This is a genomic window from Campylobacter concisus, from assembly GCF_902460595.1.
Lineage (GTDB): Bacteria > Campylobacterota > Campylobacteria > Campylobacterales > Campylobacteraceae > Campylobacter_A > Campylobacter_A concisus_BL.
Genome location: NZ_CABPVA010000003.1, coordinates 163,362 through 180,678 on the forward strand (window position 1 = coordinate 163,362; position 17,317 = coordinate 180,678).

Here is a 17,317-nt window from a genome sequence, read left to right on the forward strand (position 1 = left end):
TGTGGTTGTAGCTAAAAACGCCAGCATTTTTGAGCTCGCAAAGCTGCTCGTAAGTCGCCATGCCGTTACATGCGATGAGCATCAAATTTGGCACTTCTTTATGCACAGCTCTTGCTAAAGATGCGATATAGTCGGTTTTTTTATCATTTAGCCTGGCGCCACTTGTGACTAAGCAAAAGCCAATAGCGTGGTTTTTATATGCTATTTTGGCTTCGTCAACCACCTGCTGCACGCTTTTTTCTTTAAATTTTGTGATATCAGCGCCAGCTTTGGCACTTTGCGTGCAATAAGCGCAGTCCTCAGCGCAGTTTCCCTGAGTGACGGAGCATATCGCACAAAGCATAATTGTCTTCATTTTTATCCTTTTTTTGGGGTGTATTATAGCTTTGGTAGGTTTAAAATTTAAGTATGATCGTCTTTAATTTACGAAAAAACGGATAAATTTTAAAATTAGAGCTGGCATATCACTGCTCTAAATTTAGTGGCGAGTGGCTATGAGGTCTAAATTCAGTAGCCCGCTAAGGCAAGTGAGTAAGATTTTAAAATTTGCAGAATTGCTTTGTTAAATTAGATAGGTGTCAAGTAAATTTTAAAATTTACAAAGACAGCTTGATTAAATTTGTAAAAAAATAAATTTAAAAAATCACATACCTATTTATATATGTAAATTTACTAGAAAGAATTTAAGAGCCAAAAAGGCTCTTAAATTTGAGCTAAGCGATAAGCAAAGCCAAATTTTAGTAGTCAATTCTTGCGAGTGAATGGAATTTTAAAATTTGCAAAACAGCTTTATTAAATTTGTAAATTTTTTTATTCAAAAGGGAGACAAGGGGGACTCGAGTTACGGTCTGCTTACAGTTACGAGACAAAGTCCGAGTAAAAATCCCTCGCACGTTAGATGTGTATGCGATAGCGCTATCGTGCCGCATACGTTTTATCATCATGTAAGTGTCAAGCAAATTTTAAAATTTGCTCTTAGAAATAAAACTATGCGAAAAATTTAATTTTACAGCATCACTTTTTCTTATAAATTTCAGCTCTCTCTTTTAAAAGCCCTGTTTTTAAATTTGGCAAAGCACTAAGCTCGTCAAAAAGTCCAAAAAGTGCATGCTGTGGCGGCAAACTGAGGTGAGTGAGGGATTTTAGAGACAAGATAGGCGAGTAGTCCTTGCTCTTTATCCTAGCCACCAAGATCACAAGGCTCGTAAGTCCTGGCATCTGGCGTAAAAACTCTAGGCTATCTATGTGGATAAATTTAGGCGAAAGTCCGTCTCCGCTGATCTCTAGGCTCTTTAAATTTTGTAAATTTGAAAACTCAGAGTAGTCGCTTATCTTTTGAAAATTCTCCACCGCAAGGCTTTCAAGTACGGCAAGTTTAGCGATCGGTGCGATGCTTTTTACACTAGCTCCTGAGCCTATAAAAAGGCTCTTTAGGCTAGAAAGATTTGCCAGCGCGTCGAGGCTCTCATACGAGCCCCATTTGATGTGAAGGCTCTTTAAATTTCTTTGGCAGCACACCGCGTCAAAGAGCTCCTGAGGCATTTTCGTGCAAAAGCTAAGCTCATCAAATGCCTCTTGCTCACTTCTTAAAAAGTCGCACCACTCATCAAGCACGGCTCTTTTTTGCTTGGCGGTTTTATACTGCGGCGTGAAGCTGTCGCCTAGCTGCGTGCAGTTTATCACTAGGCTCTTTTGCCCTTTATACTGGCTAACTTGTGTGATAGTTTCAGGCATTTAAAGTCCAAATTTATAAAAGCCAAATTTAGGCTAGTGGGCTTAAATTTGGCTAGAAGTTTTTAGTTTTCAGAAACTAACGTCTTTTTCTTGCACTTTGTGCACTCTATAAAAGTGCCTTTTTTAAGCTCTTTTTTGATCATATCGCCGCCGCACTCGTCGCATTTTTGTGCGACTGGCTCGTAGTTTGAGATGAAGTCGCATTTTGGATAGTTAGCACATCCATAGAATTTACCACGCCTGCTAAATCTCTCTACGATCTCGCCGCCACATTTTGGACATGGCACGTCAAGTTTTTTAAGCTCGCGTTTTGGCTTAGCTGCCGTTGCAGTGCTATCCTCTGCACTCTTTTCATTATCTTTTGCAACGTTTCTTGAGTATTTGCATTTTGGGAAATTTGAGCAAGCGATAAACTCGCCGTATCTGCCCTTTCTAAGCACTAGCTCGCTTCCGCACTCTGGGCACTTCTCGCCGATCGGAGTGGCTGTTTTTAGGCTTTTTATGCCAGTTTTGCCAGCGCTGATTTTCTCCATAAATGGATAGTAAAAGTCGCTTAGTACCTTTTGCCAGTCAGCCTTGTCAAGTGCGATCTCATCGAGCTTTTCTTCAAGATGCGAGGTAAATTCGCTATCGACGATGTTGCTAAAGTGCTCCTCCAAAACGCCTATCATGCTAAATGCGATCTCGTTTGGTATGAGCTGCTTTTTCTCGATCCTTACGTAGTCTCTTGATGTTAGCAGCGAGATGGTCGGTGCGTAGGTGCTTGGGCGGCCAATTCCTAGGCTTTCTAGCTTTTTAACAAGGCCAGCTTCAGAGTACCTAGCTGGTGGCTCGGTGAAGTTTTGCGTGCTTTTTATGCTCTGCAGGCTCATCTCGTCGCCCTTTTTTAAATTTGGCAAAATTTTATCCTTATCAAGCTCGCCATAAACCTTGTAAAAGCCGTCAAATAGCACTTTTCTGCCGCTTATCTTAAACTCGCCTTTTTCGCTTGCGACATAGACGTTTTGCGTTTGGCTTACACATGCGCTCATTTGGCAGGCTAAAAATCTATTGTAGATGAGCGTATAAAGTTTGAGCGCATCTTTTTCTAAAAATTTAGCGGCGATTTGCGGTGTGAAGTTTAAATTTGTAGGGCGGATCGCCTCATGGGCTTCTTGCGCACCTTTTGAGCTTGTCGTGTAGCTGATCGCTTTGGCCGGCAAGTACTCTTTGCCGTAGTTTTGAAGGATGTGCTCTCTAGCGGCTGTGACGGCCTCTTTGGCTAAATTTAAGCTATCCGTTCTCATATATGTGATCGCACCCATGAAACCCTCGTTTGTTTGCACGCCCTCATAGAGGCTTTGCGCGATCATCATCGTTTTTTTAGGGCTAAAACCAAGGCGGTTGCTCGCACTTTGCTGAAGTGTTGAAGTCATAAATGGCGGGCTTGGCTGGATCTTTCTATCCTTGCTCTCGATCTCACGGACGCTAAATTTCTCATTTTGTAAATTTTCAATGATATATTTTGCGCGGTCTGGATTTTGGATGGTTAGCTTTTCGATCTTTTGGTTTTCAAATTTAACTAGCTCGGCGTCTAGATCTTTTTTAAAAACGGTGTCAATAGTGTAGTATTGAACTGGTTTAAATGCCTGAATTTCACGCTCGCGATCGACTATTATCTTTAGCGCCGCACTTTGCACACGGCCAGCGCTTAGTCCTTTTTGTATCTTTAAATTTAAAAGCGGGCTTAGCTTGTAGCCAACTATGCGGTCTAGCAAACGCCTTGTTTGCTGGGCATTAACGCTATTCATATCGACGTGTCTTGGGCTTTTTAGAGCGTTTTGTATGGCACTTTTGGTGATCTCGTGAAAGACGATGCGAGGCAGGCTGGTTGGCTCTTTGCCGATGGCATTTGCGATGTGAAACGCGATCGCCTCACCCTCTCTATCCTCATCGGTCGCGAGATAAATTTCATCAGCACCCTTAGCAAGCTCTTTTATCTCTTTTACGATGGCGGAGTGATCGCTGCTGATGCGGTATTCTGGGGTAAATTTATCATCTTCTATCTTGATGCCAAAGCTCGTTTTTGGCAGGTCTCTGATATGACCTTTTGAGGCGATGACGTTGTAGCTTTTATCTAAGAAATTTTTTATAGTCTTTGCTTTTGCGGGAGATTCCACGATGATTAAGCTTTTCATTTATATATAGCCTTTAAATTTTTTGGCGTAATTGTAGCAGAAATATTTTTTAGAGTGTAACGTGTGAAAAATTTTTTAGATGGCGAGTAATTTTTATTTTTGTAAAAAATTTTTATGCATAGCTCTAAACTTTTTTAAAAACCGATCGATATAGTTTTCGTGCGACATGAAGTCGTAACTTAAAACATAAAAGGATTTACAATGAGTTTTCGTATTAACACAAACGTAAACGCACTTAACACACACGCTAACGCAGTTAGCAACAACGTTGACCTATCTAAGTCACTTAACAAACTTAGTTCTGGTCTTAGAATTCAAACAGCTGCAGATGACGCTTCAGGTCTATCTATCGCAGATAGCTTAAGAAGCCAGGCTTCAGCTCTAGGTCAAGCTATTGCAAATGGTAATGATGCTATTGGTATCATTCAAGTTGCCGACAAAGCTATGGACGAGCAGTTAAAAATTCTTGATACTATCAAGACTAAAGCTACTCAATCAGCTCAAGACGGCCAAACAACTCAATCACGCCAAGCATTGCAGGCCGATGTCGTTCGTCTAATGGAAGAGCTTGACAATATCGGTAACACTACTTCATTTAATGGTCAGCAACTACTAAACGGAACATTCTCTAATAAAGAGTTCCAAATAGGTGCTTACTCAAACCAAACTGTTAAAGCAAGTATTGGTGCGACTACATCTGACAAGATCGGTCTTACACGTTTTGAGAGTTCAAAACTACTTACAGCTATGGGCGAAATAAAACTTAAATTCCTTAACGTCGATGGCGTAAATGATGTAGGCGTTACATCTGCTGTTATCTCAACTGGTATTGGTAAAGGCCTTGGTGCATTAGCAGAAAACATCAACAAAGTTGCTGATAAAACTGGTGTTAGAGCTACAGCTGACGTTACATGGAAGGCTGGCAAAGCAATTGAAGGTGGTCTAATTAAGTCTTTAACAATCAACGGCGTTAAAATAGGCGACCTAGATGTTAAGAAAAATGACTCAAATGGCGCACTAGTAAATGCTATCAACTCTGTTAAAGATCAAACTGGCGTTGAGGCTTCAGTTGATGCTGAAACAGGCGAAATGGTGCTAACAAGCCGTGATGGACGTGCCATTGTTGCAACTGGTGGAGATATTGAAAAAGGCCTTGGAGGCAAAGGCAATAACATAACAAAAGGATTTGTTGGTAGACTAAACCTTGTTCGTCTTGATGGTAGGGATATTAAGCTATCAGCAACAGCTGCCTTCAAGCTTGATACAGCATTCTCTACTGATGGTGGTGCTCAACAATCTGTTTCTCTTAGAGATGTAAGAGGACAAATAGACGCTAAACTAGCTGATGCTATGGGCTTCCAAAGAATGAGTAAGGGCCTCGATAAAAATCAATCTGCAGGTGTTATGACACTTCGCGGTGCGATGGCTGTTATGAGTATCGCTGAGTCAGCTCAAAAAACACTTGATCAAGTTCGTTCAGACCTTGGTTCAGTTCAAAACCAACTTCAAGCTACAGTTAACAACATAACTGTAACTCAAGTTAACGTAAAATCAGCAGAATCACAAATCAGGGACGTAGATTTTGCTAGCGAGTCTGCTAACTTCTCAAAACATAACATCCTAGCTCAATCAGGTGCTTATGCTATGAGTCAAGCAAACAGCGTACAGCAAAACGTAATGAAACTTCTACAATAACGTAGCTAGTTAAATTAAGTTTTAAATAGGGCTTTGTTGCAGTAGCAAAGCCCTAATGTGTTAATGCTTTTACAATACGCAAACCCCCAGCCCCAAAGCTAGTCTTTGGGGTTTTACAATAAATAAAATAACCAAAATATAGATTTGTTTGTTGATCGTTTTAAATTTAGATGTGATTTAAAGGATTTGTCGTGTTTAATTTATATAGATACTGCAAAAAAATAATATAAGTGCAAGTAAAAATTAAATTTTTACTTGCAAATTTATCTATATACTTAGCGTAAAATTCTCTTTTACACTTCCTATCTCATTTTTAGTTATTAACTTTCTCTTTTTAAGCTCAGTTACAAGTGCTTTTGAAGCCTTTTTAGTAACTTCTATATCGGCATTTAGACCGCCCGCTGCAGAGAACATCCAGTACTTATGCATTTCAACCCACATAAGAAGTTTGTTGACTTTTTGTAGTGTCGTATCACTTGGTGCAACAGAGATTTTAGCTAGCTCAAGCTCTTGATAATAAACTGAAATTTGTATAACATTTTCTATATATTTTTGATAACTTTTTTTTGCAATTATGTCTTTAAGCTTATCTATTTTTTTAGTTATTTTAAGAAGCTCATTAAAATGCTTTTCGGTTATTTTATTTTCATTGTCGAGTTTGAGCAACTTATCTATGCTAGGCACTACATCCAAAAAGACTTTTTCTATTTGATGTTTTACTTGGCTTTGGATTTTTACCTTTGTCTTTATTACTTCATAGGCTTTTAGTAAATTCTTATTTATAGTAGTTTCACTATCTTTTCTAATGTTAGGTAGTGTCTTTGCCTTTTTGTCTTTGCAAAGCTCCCCCATAACATCTAAAAATGATCTTTCTATGGTTCCTTCTATCCTAGCGCCGCCTTCTGTGCAATTATAAGACTTGATGCTTTCCAAACTTGATTGAGCAATGTCATTTTCAAACTGATTCTTAAACAATGTCCAAACATATGTTGTTCTAACCTCTCCAACTCCTCCATAAGCCTTAACAAATATATTCTCATCAGCTTGCGCAAAAGCATGTCCAGTAGCATGGCTCTTGCCATCTGGTGCAAAAGCTAAGTCTTGTCCTATAAAAACAATATTTTTGTGACCTAAAACATACGCTAATTGATATGCCATATTGGCACAACTGTGCCCAATGCCCAAATATCCATATCTTTTCATACCAAACATTTGCTCTTCTTGCTGAGGTCTCATAGTTAATACCAGCCTTCTTGGCAATATGTTTTTTATAGTTTGCTTGTGTGTAACAGAAGCTACAACAAAATATATATTTTTATCAATATTTGGATGCACTTTTTCAAAAAAAGTTGAAGTTGGCAATACTCTTTCCATAGACATTACATAATCAGGAGCTATATCATGTTTTGCTAATATAGGATAAGAAGCATCAACACTTATAACTGTAACATATGGTGCGAATTTTTTAAGTGTATTAAGTTGTTTATCAAGGCTCGGACCAGTTGAGACTATAATAGCCGTATCCATAAGACCATATCTTTTTTTAACAAGGCTTGTATAACAGTAGTTTTTAATCATATATGCTAAATTTTCGCAGTTTTGTCTCGTGCCAAGCAAAAGATCATCAATACTATTGCCATGAGAAACAGCTATCTGAGAAAATGCTCTTGTGATCTCTTTGTTTATCCTTACATAGTCTTCTTCAAACTGGTCATAAAAAGGGGTATGAACTTTAAGGTCGTAAGTCTTTGCGTATGAATTTAGCTTAGCCTCTGTTACCATATAATAAAAATGCGTATAAGTTGCAAATTTTGAGTAAAAAAGTATTATCTGTCCGCTTGTTAGCTCACTTGATAGATCAATGACGTTTAAAACAAGATATATAATTTCGATCTCTGGCTCAACGACTACAATTTTTTGATGAGTTTCATTTTTTGCTAGAGCTTTATAAAGTATGCCATTGCCAAGACCATAAAAAAATAGCATCGGATAACGCTTATAGCCCTTTTCAGTATCTTCAAGTAGTTTTAGGATATCGGCAGCTGGATTATCATATATATATTTAAAAGTATGTTTGTTTATTAAATTTATATCAATAGGGTCTTTTCCCATAAAGATTTCATAATCTTTATTACCAACAATAGACCAAAGCCTAGCTGCTAGAATTTCATCTTGTTGAAAAAGTGCTTGAAGGTTTTTTTGAAATATTGGATTTTGAACTTTTGCTCCGCCATTATCAGATAATTTAGTTTTATCACCAATTTGGTTACTATTTTTTTTACTCATTTTAAATCCTCTATCGTTAATCTTGCAGCAAACTTTATATCTCTTTTTGCTTTTTTACCTAGTAATTCATGTTTAAATTTCGGATGCAACCCAAAAAAAGGTCGAATACTCCTTACATTTTTCTCACTAAAAATTTCACCTTTTTTTATATCTGCGCTTGCATAAAGTGAGCGAGCACCATATCGATTTAATGCTGCTTTTTGATCTAGCTCATAGGTCACACTTCCTAGTAGTTTTTCAGTATCTCTTACGGCATCTGCCATCTGTCTAAATTCCATCTCGTCAAGACTAAATGCCTCATCTACACTTTTTACTTCTTTGTTTAGGATAAAGTGCTTTTCAACTATCCTTGCACCTAGGCTAACGGCTACAACTGGCGCTACAATCCCTAAAGTATGATCTGAAAAACCGGGGGTAACATTAAATTTAGCCTTCATATCTGCAATAGTGCGTAAATTCATATCTTCAAGTGGTGCTGGATAGCTTGATGTGCATTTTAAAAGAGCGACATCTTCATTGCCACAATCTCTACAAATTTTTACCACATCATAAATTTCTTCTTCTGTGGCTATACCAGTAGAGATAATAACTGGCTTGCCTTTTTTGGCTATATGCTCTACAAAATCATAATCTGTCACTTCAAAACTAGCAATCTTATATGCTGGTGGATTAAATTGCTCTAGAAAATCAGCATCGTCGCTACAAAATGGACTTGAAAAACAAATAAGCCCCTCTTCTTTTGCCACTTGAAAAAGTTTTTCATGCCACTCTCTTGGAGTTAGAGCTTCTTCATAAAGGCTATATAGGTCATAGCCGTCCCAAAGTCCGCCTTTTATCATAAAGTCATCATTTTTTGAATTTAAAGTAAGACTATCAGCAGTATAGGTTTGTAATTTTATTGCATCTGCTCCAGCTCTTTTTGCAGCCTTAATAGTCTCAATAGCAAGCTCTAAACTACCAGAATGGTTTGCTGAAAGTTCGGCAATCAAAAGGACATTTTTATCGGTATCAAAATTTGCTATTTTCATATATTTTACTCCATAGTTTTAGTTTGATTTTATCATAAAATTTTACTTGCTAGGCTATAATCAGCCAAAAACATAAGGTAAAAAATGCAAGAAAAAACAATAGCCATTATCCCGGCACGTGGCGGCAGCAAGAGGATACCTAGAAAAAACATCAAACCATTTTTTGGTAAGCCCATGATCGCATATAGCATCGAGGCGGCGATCAACACAAAGCTATTTGATGAGATTATCGTTTCAACAGACGATGATGAGATAGCGGACATTGCTCAAAAGTTTGGTGCAAGTGTCCCATTTATGCGTCCAAAAGAGCTAAGCGATGACTTTACCACAACAGGCCCAGTCATAGAGCACGCCATAAATTTTTTAAAAAATAGTGGCGAGCAAATAAAATTTGTTTGCACCATTTACGCTACTGCTCCGCTAATCGATGAAAAATACCTAAGGCTAGGGTTTGAAAAACTATCTAACTCAAATGCAAAATACGCTTTTTCTTGCACATCTATGCCTTTTCCTATTTGGCGAACATTTAAAATTACAGATGATGGCAGATGCGAGATGTTTTGGAAAGAAAATTTTGTCAAGAGAAGTCAAGATCTAGAAGAAGCCTATCAAGACGCAGGGCAATTTTATTGGGCAAATTTAGACATCTCATCAAGTGATGATGTTTTTTTTGGACAAGATAGTATTCCTATCGTTTTACCACGTCATTTAGTGCAGGATATAGACACACTGGATGACTGGCAAAGGGCTGAATTTTTGTATGAGGCACTGCAAAGATCAAAAGGTACAAAATGAAAAAAAAAGAGCTAAGGATCATAAATTTCTTAAATTTATCTCATGAAAAATATATGCAAATTCTAAAATATCGTAATCAAGAATTCGTTAGAGTTGTTTCAAATTCGACTGAGCTTATAACTACCAAGCAGCACAACGACTATCATAAACTTCTAGAAAAAAAGGACATCTTTTTTGCCTTTTTAATAACATGTGATGATAAAGACTACGCCGTAATAAATTTTAAAAAACTTGAAGACGGATCATTTTATGTTGGGTATTATTTAGTAGATGAGCTGTATAAATTTGAAGGTGGCGGAGTAGTGCTTCATAACTGCATGATGTTTATATGCTGGAAGCTTGGGATCAAATTTATATCTTATGATATAAAGATCGAAAATAGCAGAGTGCTTAGAGTTGGATATGGCGGAAAGACCATATCATCAAGCAAAAATGGCGATTCATATCACTATATTGCAGAATTATTTGAGTTTGATAATGACATTGTAAAAAATACAAAATCAAGAAAGCTTTTTGATAAGCTTTACGAGATAAAAGAGATGCAAATATAAATTCTGAAAAATAGGCTGTTTTTAAAATTCCGTTACAACCATCTCGCAAAAATCAAATTTGCCAAGCTCCATCACTATGCCTGCATAGTTTAATCCTGCACCAAATCCAGCTAGCATACATAAACGTTTTTCTCCCAAAAGCTCATCCTTTGCATTATGTACCATACACACAGGGATGGTTGAGCTATTTGAGTTGCCATAAAATGTAACAACATTACTTGGAACCTTTTGACTTGAAACTCCTAGCTTTTGTGCTAGTTTATCTACCATAAATTTATTTGGCTGATGAAAGAAATAATATGCCATTTCATCTTTATTTTTTTTTGAAAATTCCAAGGTTTCATTTATATATTTTGGTACATCCTGCATAACGTATTGAAATACAGCTTGCCCATCCATATGGATGCACTCTAAACAATCACAACCACCATATTTAGAGCTTGCAAATTTTGCCCTCTCTTCGTCAGTAACACGCCTATAGCCCATTGACGGAAAGATAAGAGCATCATAACCTTCTGTATTTACTACAGAGTGAAAATAAGCAGGAGAGTTATCTCCATCGTTTTCTACTATAGTAATGCATACTGCATCACCTGCTAAGGGATAACTACTTGTATTGCTTCTATCTGGATTTTTACACAAAACATCGCCAGTTATCAATACTACTTTTTTAGCATCATCATTATTTAAGAGCATAAAAGCCTCAAATAAACCATTTACAAAGCCAGCACATTGTTGATTTGTGTCCATGCAAAAGGTTTCACTATTTAAATTTGCTGAAGCCATTATCAAATTTGATGTAGATGGCATCAAGAAGTCAGGCGTTATAGTTGCAACAACAAGGGCTGAAATTTCATCTCTTTTTAATAAACCATTTTCAAAAAGATAATTTAGCCCATAAGTTGCTATTTGAGATATATAAGAATCATCTTTAAAAAACCTATGGCGATCATAGCCCATAGTATTTTTAAGCTTTAAATTTTGCTTTTCAGAGAGTGAGTTAAATTTCATATCCTCTTCGAAAGTAAATTCATTTTCTGGCAACAAAACCAGCATGCCTGAAATTTTTTTACCATAAAATTTAGTTTTCATTGGACTTTAGCGCCACTTTTAATAAGTAGATCTTTTATCGCATTTATACTGCTGAAGTTTTCTGGCAATATATCACCACCATCTATTTTTATATTAAATTTCTCTTCCAACTCAGTCACCAAAGTAAGAACATCAAAACTATCTAACATACCCGCTTCGATAAAATCTTTATCTTCCAAAAAATCATATTCAGGTCTAATATCTACTAAAATTTCTCTTATTTTTTCTTGCATTTTTATCCTTATTTTACGCTTACTACACCACCATAAGAGTAGCTTTTACCAAGTGGATACAAATCATAAGGTCTTTTAAGAAATACATTTATATCTTCCTTTAGCCAACCCATTGCCTCATCAAATGAACTCTTACCTTTTATTAACATTAGCTCTTTTTCACCTAGTGGTGATCTTTTTAAGATATTTTTGGCTTCTAGTCTGTCTTGCAACTTCATATCTATGTAAGGTATTACAGTATCATAAAGGGTGCAAAGTTTGTATGTATCGTTTGATTTTACACCATTTTCATCTATTATTTCGCCACTAAAATCTCTATCATACCTGTAAGGTACACCGTATATTGATTCAACATAGTGAAAAAAAGTAAAACACTCAGTAGGCTTCGCACCAAAAAACAAAAACATATTTTCGTCACTTTGTGCCATTATCTCAAATGCACTCCCTTTGCCACATGAAAATTTTGAGATATTTTTTAATTCGCTAGGCACTTCACCAATGACACAAACCGACATAAGTGGATCTTTTGTTCTAAACGCCCCATTTTGACATCTAGCATATTCGTTTAGCATCCCCATGGGGGTTTTTGAATTTTTTATATCATAAATTTCACGGTTACAAAAACTAAATGTATATGTTGGAAAAATGAGCGTTCTTATGCCCAATGCTAGAATACTTTCATAAAGCTTTGCGATAAAATCTTTTCTTTTTAAAATTGGTTTGCCAAATCCGATATCGGTATGAACATAAAGTATTTTAGCTTTATTGGCACCTAAATTTTTCATGGCACTTGTTACATCATTAAGGGTATAAACTTGTCCTTTAATATCCGAAAATAGCTCCATACTCATTAAAAATAGCCTCCATCCATAAAATAATTTTCACCAATTATATATCTTGCACTATCGCTTAGCAAAAATATTGTCATACTTGCTACCTCGTTAGCAGATAAAATTTTAAAACTATCTGGCAGTATTTGTATTTCATCTCTAAGCATACGATAAGCGTCGGTTTCTTTTACCATCTTGGTCATTACAGCACCAGTTATTATGGTATTTAACCTAAAATTTCTCTTAGATAATTCATTGCTGATTGATTTTGCTGCAACGTTGAAAGCTCCTTTGCTAACAATATAAGGAAGTTGTCCTTTTGCAGCGGTTTTAGTTAAAACAGACGATATAAATACTGCACTTACATTATCATTTGAATTTTGTTTTTTTGAAATTTGCTTTATTAGTTCAATAAAAGAATAGGCATTTATTTTAAAAGCTTTTTCAAATATTTCGTAGTCTAAAACTTTAATAGGGTAAATGGCTGGAACGCCTGCGGCATGAACTAAGCCGTCAAATTTTACACCATCAGCTAAAGCGTCCTTAACAAAGTTCATAATGTCATCTATATTTTGCAGATCATATACAAATGCCTTATGTGCTGATGGGTTAGCCATTAAATTTAAACTCTCATTTAATCTAGCTTCATCGCGTCCAACTAGCACTACGATTGCGCCAAGTTCACTTAGCTGGATCGCTATTTGCCTGCCTATGCCAGAGCTTGCTCCAGTTATTAAAATTTTTTTATTTTTAAAATTCATCATACCAGATAGCCTCTAACATCAAAATGCCTGCCATAAACGCCACTTGATGCATCACTTAGTAAAAAAGCTATCTGATGAGCTAAAATTTTAGGATCTATCGGACCAGTTTGCATCATAGCGACTAGTTCTTTTTCTCGCTCACTAAGCTGCTTGTCGCTTTGCACTATAGCTGGTCGTATAGAATTTATTCTTATACCTTTATGGTAAATTTCTTTTGCGATCGCAGGCATACTGTTATCCATCGCTGCTCTTGATGCACCGTAGGCTATTTGCCCTTTATCAGCCCCTAGTGATGCATAGTTTGAAACTGCCACTATGCTACTATTTAGGTTATAAACTTCTTCGCTGATAAAAGCCTTAATCACCTCAATAAAAGCAAAGAAATTTACCATCATAACATCTTGTAAAAGTTCTAACGAGGCATCCATTAAAGATGCGGTTAAATTTTTATCTACAGCATAAACCAGCCCATCTAGCTTTAGGCCATCAACAATAACAACTTTTTTTATAAAATTTTTTATTTGATCTACTTGTCTTACATCAAAAACTACTTTATGATGTTGCCGTTTGTCTAAATTTGATAAAATTTTATCTAAAACAAGCTCATCTTTATCACTTATAACAACCTTTGCACCTAGCTCATTCAAAATTTCAGCCGCTGCACCACCTATAGCACCACAGCCAATTATTAGTATTTTTTTATTTTTTAGATTTATCATTGGCTTCAAGTACTTTTGATCTACCTTCATTCCATGTAATATCTGTTTTGATGATAGGCAAAATATCTTTTGGATTGATATATGTATCTGCAACACCTAGTGATAATCCGATGCCAAAACCAGACATTATAACTTTAATGCTTTCATCTTTATCTTTATTGCCGTAGTAGTCGCACATAGCATTAGGAACACTAGCCGATGAAGTATTAGCATATCTTTCGAGACTTAAACGCAATTTGTCTTGTGCTTTTATTTTTTTAGCTATCGTGTCGATCATAGACTTATTAGCTTGATGTAATAACACAGAGTCATAATCATCTATAGATGCTTGAAATTTTTCAAAAAAAGACTTAAATAACTTTGGAACCTTTGTTATACTAAAAGATACTACGGCTAGCCCATCCATATGCAAAGACAAATCAAATTTTGGATGTCCTGCATATGCATATCTAGTTCCATAGCAAGCTCCTATAGCCTTAAATCCTTCTCCCATAGTTTGCAAAGCAAATCTTATGCCCTCATTTCCTTCATCATATTCGATCAAAGTCGCACTTCCACAGTCTCCAAAAAGAAGATCGTTTAAGTCACCAAATACACTAGGCATATTTTCGCGTATTCCAAATACAACACTAGGCTCAGTTACTTCTCCTGCTAGTAATATAACCTTTTTTAAATATCCGCTTTGTAGCATCGATGCCGCCGTATGTAAGCCATAGATATAACCAGAGCAACCTAAATTTATGTCATAAGCTATGCACTCTTGAGAGAGCCCTAGTCTATATTGCAAAGTTATTGCCGTAGCTGGCACATTGTAATCAGGGCTTTGCGTCACTAAGATAAGAGCGTCTATCTCATCTCTTGATATATTTTTTTTTCTTATTATCTCTTCGGCTGCAGCAAAACAGAGATCAGACGTTATAGTCTTGTTGTTTTTACTATAAAATTTTTGCTTAATGCCAGTATCACTTACAAATCTATCCACTCTTTCTTTATCAAATCTTTGATAAAAGTCGTCTATAGTAAGTTTATCTTCTGGCACAGCGCAACAAACTGCTGAAATCTTTACATTTTTTATATGATCAAAAGCCATTAATTCATACTATCTAATATATCTTGAACAGTTTTAAAATTTCTTACATCATTTGGATTTGCTGTTACACCAAAATGTTCATCCATCATTACGACATAAGAGATGGCTGCTAAAGAGTCCCACTCTTCAAGCTCTTCAAGCTTCGTCTCTGGGGTAAAATCACCAACTTCAAGTTCTAAAAGCTCAGCAACAAGTTCCATCTTTGCTTTTGTATCCATCTTAAATTCTCCTTAAAAGTTTTAGTTTGATTTTAACTAAGATATAATAAAATTAAACTAAAATTTTAACCACTACAAACAAGGTAGAAAATGCAAAGAAATATACTCTCCTACTTACAAAATTCGGCTTTAAAATTTCCTCTCAAAACGGCGATAAAAGATGAAAAAGAAAGTATAAATTTTAGTGAGCTAAATTTTCAAGCAAAGGCGATCGCTGCACATTTGCAAAGCTTAAATATAGTTAGAAATAGACCTATTGGCGTTTTTTTGCCAAAAAGCATAAATGCTATAAAGTCTTTTTTGGGAATACTTTATAACGGTTGTTTTTATGTGCCGCTAGATGTCAAAAATCCTGTGCATAGGCTTGAAGCGATCATAAAAAATTTAAAGCTTGAGTTTATTGTCACAGATACGAAACACGCCGAAATTTTAAAAAATTTAAACGTAAATTTAATAGTATTTGACGAAATAGATCTAAGCAAAAAAGATAAATTCGATATAACAAATTATGAAAATACGATCGATACTGATCCAATTTATATCTTAAATACTTCAGGCTCAACAGGCGTTCCAAAGGGCGTAACGTTGCCACATAGATCAATTATAGATTATATTGATTGGATCGTAAAAGAGTATAAATTAGACGAAAATTTAATCATAGCAAATCAATCTCCACTCGTTTTTGATATATCAACATCAGATATTTATGTAACTATGGCTGTCGGCGCGACACTTATTTTAGTTAGCGAGCAGTTATTTACCTTTCCCATTAAATTAGTCGAGTTTTTGGAGTCTCAAAACGTAAATTTTATATTTTGGGTTCCTTCGATACTTTCAAATATAGCAAAGCTAGATCTTTTAAAAGATAGAAAGCTTTGCATAAAAACAATAATTTGCGGCGGCGAACTAATGCCAACAAAGCATCTAATGTATTGGCAAAAGCATCTACCAGATGCCGTGTGTGTAAATACAGGTGGAGCTACAGAAGTAGGCGTGGTTTGCACCTATTATAATGTGGATAGAGAATTTAGTGACACCGAGATACTACCTATCGGAAAACCTTGCGAAAATACAGAAGTGTTGATTTTAGACGAAAACGACAAGCTAATAACACAAAAAAATGTTGTCGGAGAATTTTGCATAAAAGGCAGTAGCTTAGCACTAGGTTATTATAATGACCCAGCAAAAACTGCTAGTGCTTTTACACAAAATCCTTTAAACCTAGAATACCCAGAGCAAATTTATCGCACTGGTGATCTAGCCTACTATAATGATCGTGGCGAGCTAATGTATAAAGGACGTAAAGATTTTCAAATCAAACATATGGGATACCGCATAGAACTTGGCGAGATAGAGACAGCTGCACTATCTCTTAATGGCATAGACAGTGCATGCGCATTATATAATGATGCTATTATATTAATTTATACTTCACAATTTGCTATTTCACAAAAGGAAATCTTACTATATTTAGGCAAGATTTTACCAAAATATATGCTACCGACACGATTTATAGCACTTTATGAAATGCCATTAAACGTAAATGGAAAGATAGATAGAAATAAATTAAAAAATTTAATAAAGGAGTGAAAATGAATATAAAAGATGCCGATTTTAAAGGACTAGTTGATGCGCTTTTTGGGACTCAAGATGGCGAGTTTAACCATATTTATGAAAAAGAGAAGATTAAACGATTTAAAGAGCTTTGTAAAAATAAAAAGCTCATCGTTCTTGGCACTGGTTACTACTTAAAAGTGCTTCCTAAATTTTTAAAGCTAACATACGATGTAGATATATATGGTGTATATGATTGGGTAGCAGAGAGAGAAAGTGGCGATGGGATTTTTGCAAAATGTAAAGACTATGACTATTTGGATCTACAAAAATACAATAAATACAAGGATAAAACAAACATTATTTCTAAAGATGAATTTTATTCGGACCCAGAGAATACAGTTATTTTTATAAATAGCGAATCTTTTTTATATATGCCATTCTTTCTTTATTATAATGGATTTAAGCATTACTATAGTATGAGAAATTTAGGTAAAAATTTATTATCAAAAAACTTTCTTGATAATAAAGCTACTGAATTTGCTATGTAT

17 protein-coding genes are annotated in these 17,317 nt (G+C 35.7%); 5 read left to right on the forward strand and 12 right to left on the reverse strand.

Annotated elements, in window-relative coordinates; translation table 11 throughout:
• From F3G86_RS07045 to topA, 3 genes are all read right to left on the reverse strand, one after another.
• The coding region (locus F3G86_RS07045; protein ID WP_149723459.1) for a radical SAM protein at positions 1–355 on the reverse strand (355 nt) is incomplete at its 3' end.
• Positions 356–1,014: 659 nt separating this feature from the next.
• Positions 1,015–1,734, reverse strand: a complete 720-nt coding sequence (locus F3G86_RS07050; RefSeq protein ID WP_149723431.1) for a leucine-rich repeat domain-containing protein — start codon at positions 1,732–1,734, stop codon at positions 1,015–1,017.
• A 62-nt stretch (positions 1,735–1,796) separates the two neighbouring features.
• Positions 1,797–3,911 (reverse strand): type I DNA topoisomerase, encoded by a 2,115-nt coding sequence (gene topA, locus F3G86_RS07055; protein ID WP_149723432.1) that lies wholly within the window; start codon positions 3,909–3,911, stop codon positions 1,797–1,799.
• Between the two features lie 201 nt (positions 3,912–4,112).
• Here topA and F3G86_RS07060 point away from each other — a divergent pair, with 201 nt between their 5' ends.
• On the forward strand, positions 4,113–5,606 hold the full coding sequence (locus F3G86_RS07060) for a flagellin B (RefSeq protein WP_149701304.1): 1,494 nt from the start codon (positions 4,113–4,115) through the stop codon (positions 5,604–5,606).
• 267 nt (positions 5,607–5,873) lie between these two features.
• Here F3G86_RS07060 and F3G86_RS07065 read toward each other — a convergent pair whose 3' ends face one another.
• A complete protein-coding gene (locus tag F3G86_RS07065; protein WP_149701305.1) occupies positions 5,874–7,892 on the reverse strand; it encodes a motility associated factor glycosyltransferase family protein in 2,019 nt (672 codons plus the stop codon).
• The gene (gene pseI / locus F3G86_RS07070) at positions 7,889–8,920 is read right to left on the reverse strand and encodes a pseudaminic acid synthase (protein ID WP_149723433.1); all 1,032 of its coding nucleotides are present in this window, start codon (positions 8,918–8,920) and stop codon (positions 7,889–7,891) included. Before pseI ends, F3G86_RS07065 begins: the two co-directional genes overlap by 4 nt.
• Before the next feature lie 84 nt (positions 8,921–9,004).
• Here pseI and pseF point away from each other — a divergent pair, with 84 nt between their 5' ends.
• On the forward strand, positions 9,005–9,715 hold the full coding sequence (gene pseF / locus F3G86_RS07075; RefSeq protein ID WP_149723434.1) for a pseudaminic acid cytidylyltransferase: 711 nt from the start codon (positions 9,005–9,007) through the stop codon (positions 9,713–9,715).
• Entirely contained in the window at positions 9,712–10,266 is a 555-nt protein-coding gene (locus tag F3G86_RS07080) for a hypothetical protein (protein ID WP_149723435.1), read from the forward strand. Before pseF ends, F3G86_RS07080 begins: the two co-directional genes overlap by 4 nt.
• A 21-nt stretch (positions 10,267–10,287) precedes the next feature.
• Here the strand turns inward: F3G86_RS07080 and F3G86_RS07085 are convergent, their stop codons facing one another.
• From F3G86_RS07085 to F3G86_RS07115, 7 genes are read right to left on the reverse strand one after another with little or no spacing between them, the layout of a single operon-like run.
• The gene (locus F3G86_RS07085; RefSeq protein WP_149723436.1) at positions 10,288–11,358 is read right to left on the reverse strand and encodes a 3-oxoacyl-[acyl-carrier-protein] synthase III C-terminal domain-containing protein; all 1,071 of its coding nucleotides are present in this window, start codon (positions 11,356–11,358) and stop codon (positions 10,288–10,290) included.
• Positions 11,355–11,591 carry an acyl carrier protein gene (locus tag F3G86_RS07090; protein ID WP_149723437.1) on the reverse strand — a complete coding sequence of 79 codons (237 nt, stop codon included), beginning with the start codon at positions 11,589–11,591 and terminating at the stop codon, positions 11,355–11,357. The genes F3G86_RS07085 and F3G86_RS07090 overlap by 4 nt, the downstream gene beginning before the upstream one ends.
• 8 nt (positions 11,592–11,599) lie before the next feature.
• Positions 11,600–12,442: an AAC(3) family N-acetyltransferase gene (locus tag F3G86_RS07095; protein WP_149723438.1), complete on the reverse strand. Its 843-nt coding sequence runs from the start codon at positions 12,440–12,442 to the stop codon at positions 11,600–11,602.
• Positions 12,442–13,185 carry an SDR family oxidoreductase gene (locus F3G86_RS07100; RefSeq protein ID WP_149723439.1) on the reverse strand — a complete coding sequence of 248 codons (744 nt, stop codon included), beginning with the start codon at positions 13,183–13,185 and terminating at the stop codon, positions 12,442–12,444. Before F3G86_RS07100 ends, F3G86_RS07095 begins: the two co-directional genes overlap by 1 nt.
• Complete coding sequence (locus tag F3G86_RS07105) at positions 13,182–13,904, reverse strand: SDR family oxidoreductase (RefSeq protein WP_188116438.1); 723 nt, start codon at positions 13,902–13,904, stop codon at positions 13,182–13,184. Before F3G86_RS07105 ends, F3G86_RS07100 begins: the two co-directional genes overlap by 4 nt.
• The gene (locus tag F3G86_RS07110; protein ID WP_149723441.1) at positions 13,885–14,994 is read right to left on the reverse strand and encodes a ketoacyl-ACP synthase III; all 1,110 of its coding nucleotides are present in this window, start codon (positions 14,992–14,994) and stop codon (positions 13,885–13,887) included. Before F3G86_RS07110 ends, F3G86_RS07105 begins: the two co-directional genes overlap by 20 nt.
• The gene (locus F3G86_RS07115) at positions 14,994–15,212 is read right to left on the reverse strand and encodes an acyl carrier protein (protein WP_149723442.1); all 219 of its coding nucleotides are present in this window, start codon (positions 15,210–15,212) and stop codon (positions 14,994–14,996) included. The genes F3G86_RS07110 and F3G86_RS07115 overlap by 1 nt, the downstream gene beginning before the upstream one ends.
• 90 nt (positions 15,213–15,302) lie before the next feature.
• Between F3G86_RS07115 and F3G86_RS07120 the strand changes: the two genes are divergently transcribed.
• Complete coding sequence (locus tag F3G86_RS07120) at positions 15,303–16,802, forward strand: amino acid adenylation domain-containing protein (protein WP_149723443.1); 1,500 nt, start codon at positions 15,303–15,305, stop codon at positions 16,800–16,802.
• Between the two features lie 2 nt (positions 16,803–16,804).
• The coding region (locus F3G86_RS10495) for a hypothetical protein (protein ID WP_188116439.1) at positions 16,805–17,317 on the forward strand (513 nt) is incomplete at its 3' end.